Below are 4,254 nucleotides of genomic sequence, written 5' to 3'. Positions count from 1 at the left end.
GCAAGGGTGTCCCCTGCCCCGACGGGCTGGCCGTGGTGACGATCCTGGGCGCTGCGGCGGCGGGCTTGGCAGCGGTGGACGGTCGTTTTGCTGCTGCGGGCGCAGCTGCAGCCGGTTGTGCCGGCTGCTGGCCTGGCTCCAGCGTGATCAGCTCCGGCGCCGGGGCTGCCGGCTGCTGCCTCGTGGCGCCTGCCAGCTTGGTTGGCGCATAGCCGCAGATCTGCTTGCGCGAGCGGGAGACCCGTGGAACCCAGGTGACATTGCCGTCAATGCCTGCACGGATGTAGATGCAGCCGCGGCTGTCCACATATTGCTTGCCTTTATAGGAAGCAGGCGGAAATTCGGAGGGCGGGCTGGTTTCACGCAGGGTTTGTGCCTGTATACCTGCCGCTCCTGTTGTCCCCGCGATGATGGCCAGTGCAATAATTCTAGTTATTTTCATTCCTGAGCCCCACAAAATATGGCTGCAGGATGCCCGAATCCGGCCTGTGAGTAAAGATTCTGCGGCAACAATAAGGCCGAAAGGCGGCAATTTTTGCTCAAATTGGAACTTGTTTGCTTGCCGCAGGCGGCAGCCGGGCATTCCGGCCAAGGCAATCAGCGCTGCCTTGGCCGCTGCGTTCAGATCATTTAGTGCCGAACATCCGGTCGCCGGCATCGCCCAGACCGGGCAGAATGTAGCCCTTCTCATTCAGCTGCCGGTCCAGCGAAGCGGTGACGATAGGTACATCCGGGTGCGCTTCTTTCATCCGCGCAACGCCTTCGGGCGAGGCCAAAAGGCAGAGGAAGCGGATGTTGTTGGCGCCGGCCTCTTTCAGCAGATCGATAGCGGCGGCAGAGCTGTTGCCGGTGGCCAGCATCGGGTCCACTGCGATCACCAGCCGGTCTTCCAGCGCTTCGGGTGCTTTGAAGTAATACTGCACCGGTTCCAGGGTTTCCTCGTCCCGGTAGAGGCCGACAAAACCAACGCGGGCCGAGGGGATCAGCTCCAGCACCCCGTCCAGCATACCGTTGCCCGCGCGCAGGATGGAGACCAATGCCAGTTTCTTGCCGGCCAGGATCGGCGCGTCCATTTCCTCCATCGGGGTTTCGATGTTGGTTGTAGTCAGCTCCATTTCGCGGGTGATTTCATAGGCCAGAAGCTGGGTGATCTCGCGCAGCAGGCGGCGGAAACCCGCGGTGGACGTGCCCTTGTCCCGCATCAGGGTCAGCTTGTGCTGCACAAGCGGGTGATCAACAACGGTCAGGTGGTCGGTCATGGGGCACTCCTAAAGTTTGCTTTTGCGCGCTTTTACGGGCTTGGCCACAGCAGGCAAGCGTGTTTTGACCATTGGGTCAAAGAAAGCTCTTGCCGGGGCCTTGGGCCGGGACGTTCAGATGGGCCGCAATCGAGGCGCCCACATCGGCGAATTTGACCTGCCCGATGGGGCCTGCGTCAAGCCCGGCAATCAGAACCGGCACCTGTTCACGGGTGTGGTCGGAACCGGGCCAGCTTGGGTCATTGCCGTGATCGGCGGTCAGCACCAGCATGTCGCCGTTGCGCAGTTTCGCCAGCAGCCGGCCAAACTCCGCATCGAACCACTCCAGCGCCCGCGCATAGCCGGAGATGTCGCGGGTGTGGCCGTACATGCTGTCGAACTCGACGAAGTTGGCGAAGGTCAGGCTGCCGTCTTCTGCCGTTTCCACCGCATCGAACAGGTGCTGCATCAGCTGGGCATCCGCACCCTTTTTCAGGGTGTCGATACCGGTCATGGAGAAGATGTCGCCGATCTTGCCGATGGCGTGGACCTTGCCGCCTGTATCCTGCACCCAGTTGGTCAGCACTGGTGCCGGCGGAGTAATTGCAAAATCGCGCCGGTTGGTGGTGCGAGTGAAACCCTCCTCTGCTGAGCCCAGGAAGGGCCGCGCAATGACCCGGCCCACTTTCATCGCGTGCAGGCGCGGAGCGATAGCCTCGCAAAGTTTCAGGAGACGGTCGAGACCAAAGGTCTCCTCATGTGCGGCGATCTGAAAGACGCTGTCGGCGGAAGTGTAGCAGATCGGCTTGCCTGTCCGCATGTGTTCGGCGCCAAGGTCGTTGAGGATAACAGTCCCTGAAGCGTGGCAATTGCCGAGGATGCCATCGGTGCCGGCCTGCTCCGCTACAAAGGCCGTGAGGTCTTCGGGGAAGGACGGCGCCCGATCGGGGAAATAATGCCAGTCCCAGGGCACAGGCAGGCCCGCCAGTTCCCAATGACCCGAGGGCGTGTCCTTGCCACGGCTGACTTCTCTGGCACAGCCCCAACGGCCCTGCGGTTCTGCATCCAGCCCCGGAAACGGCACCGAGGACGCCAGCCGCATGGCTGAACCAAGGCCGAGGCGTTCCATGTTTGGTACGTGCAGCGGGCCGCTTCTGCCCTCCTCGGCCTCACCCGCGGCACAGGCCTGGGTGATATGGGCCAGCGTGTTGGCGCCAAGGTCCGGCAGATCGCCGTTGAAGAACGTCCCGGCATCCGGCGCGCCGCCGATGCCAACGGAGTCCATCACCACAAGGAAGGCACGGGGCATCAGGAGATCCTTTCGTGAACCAGCGGCGGCGGGGCGTCCGACGCATCGCCAATGGCGATGGCGGCGAGGAAGGCAGCCTCTGCCATATCTGCCGCATCATCGCTGGAGGCGTGGATGCAGGCAAGGGTGTCCCCTGCCCCGACGGGCTGGCCCAGGCGGGCAATGCCCGAGATACCAACGCCGGGGTGGATCCTGTCGCTCTCCACCATCCGGCCCCCGCCCAGGGCAACTACAGCCAAGCCAAGTGCTTCGCCGTTCATGGCAGAGACACGCCCGGCGCCGGAGGCCTTGACCGCCCGCACGACCTCTGCGCCCGGCAGATGATCCTGCCATTTGGCGGCGAAATCAGCAGGGCCGCCCATGGCGGCAATCATACGGGCAAACCGCTCTGCCGCGCGGCCATCGGTGAGAGTTGCGGTGATCTGCGCCGCACCTTCATCTGCGTCCGCGGCCAGACCGGCGTGGGCCAGCAGCTCGCCGCCCAAAACCGCGGAAATCTCTGCCAGCGAGCCAGCCGCCTGCCCTGTCAGCACCCGCATCACCTCGGCTACTTCCAGCGCATTGCCAAGGGCCGGTGCCAGAGGCTGGTTCATGTCGGTGACCAGCGCCGAAGTGCGGCAGCCAGCTGCATTAGCGGTATCGCAGAGCGACTGCGCCAGCGCGCGGGCGTCATCTGCCGTCTTCATAAAGGCGCCGGAGCCGATTTTCACATCCAGCACCAGCGCATCCGGGCTGGCGGCGAGTTTCTTGGACAGGATCGAGGCGGTGATCAGGTCAAGGCTTTCCACCGTCGCGGTGACGTCGCGGATCGCATAGAGCCGCTTATCCGCCGGGGCAATCTGGGCGGTGGCGCCGACAATGGCGCAGCCCATGTCCTGCATCATGCGGCGCAGGTGGTTCTCGCTGACGCTGGTGGAAACACCGGGGATCGCTTCCAGCTTGTCCAAAGTACCGCCTGTGTGGCCCAGCCCGCGGCCCGAGATCATCGGCACATAGGCACCGCAGGCCGCTAGCGCCGGTGCCAGCAGCAGCGAGACACAGTCCCCCACCCCACCGGTGGAATGCTTGTCCAGAACCGGGCCGTCCAGATTCCAGGTCAGCACATCGCCAGTGTCGCGCATCGCCAGGGTCAGGGCGCGGCGGCCCTCGACGCTGAGGCCCTGCAGGCAGACCGCCATGGCAAAGGCTCCGGCCTGCGCGTCCGAGACCCCACCGTTGGCCAGCCCTTCCGCAAACCAGTGCAGCGCGTCTTCGCCCGGTGTTTCACCGCGCCGGAGTGTTGCATTGATGGCGCGGGCGTCCATCAGCTGCGCTCCATATGGTCCACGTCAAAAGCGCCCGGCAGCAGGTCGCCGATGGTGGTGTCCTTCTCAGCGCCGTCAGTGGTCGCCAGGGTCACTTTCACCTCTCCTGTGCCAAACTCCTTGAGCTTCTGACGGCAGCCGCCGCAGGGCGGGATCGGAGAGGGGCAGTCGGCAATCACATAGACCGCCGCCAGCTCCCTTTCCCCCGCTGCAACCATGGCGGCGATAGCCCCGGCCTCGGCGCAGGTGCCCTCGGGATAGGCCACGTTTTCAACATTGCAGCCGACGTAGATCTGGCCGGTGGACGAGCGGATTGCAGCGCCGACCTTGAAATTAGAGTACGGCGCGTGGGCGTTTTCGCGGACGGCGGTTGCGGCGGCTTTGAGGCTCATGGTCGATTCCC

4 protein-coding genes and 1 pseudogene are annotated in these 4,254 nt (G+C 64.2%); all 5 read right to left on the bottom strand.

The features are described from left to right. Positions 1-442, bottom strand: a pseudogene (locus A2I95_RS26695) (SPOR domain-containing protein); the annotation flags it as partial. 184 nt (positions 443-626) lie between these two features. Continuing rightward, positions 627-1,259 carry a uracil phosphoribosyltransferase gene (gene upp / locus A2I95_RS26690; protein ID WP_027259330.1) on the bottom strand — a complete coding sequence of 211 codons (633 nt, stop codon included), beginning with the start codon at positions 1,257-1,259 and terminating at the stop codon, positions 627-629. A 76-nt stretch (positions 1,260-1,335) separates the two neighbouring features. After that, positions 1,336-2,547 (bottom strand): phosphopentomutase, encoded by a 1,212-nt coding sequence (locus A2I95_RS26685; protein WP_291734778.1) that lies wholly within the window; start codon positions 2,545-2,547, stop codon positions 1,336-1,338. Further along, on the bottom strand, positions 2,547-3,851 hold the full coding sequence (locus A2I95_RS26680; protein WP_291734775.1) for a thymidine phosphorylase: 1,305 nt from the start codon (positions 3,849-3,851) through the stop codon (positions 2,547-2,549). The genes A2I95_RS26685 and A2I95_RS26680 overlap by 1 nt, the downstream gene beginning before the upstream one ends. Then, a complete protein-coding gene (locus A2I95_RS26675) occupies positions 3,851-4,243 on the bottom strand; it encodes a cytidine deaminase (RefSeq protein WP_027259333.1) in 393 nt (130 codons plus the stop codon). Before A2I95_RS26675 ends, A2I95_RS26680 begins: the two co-directional genes overlap by 1 nt. Positions 4,244-4,254 lie beyond the last annotated feature (11 nt).

The organism is Leisingera sp. F5 (assembly GCF_001593695.1).
Note: the sequence above shows the minus strand (reverse complement) of the source record. Positions and strands in the feature narration are given on the sequence as shown.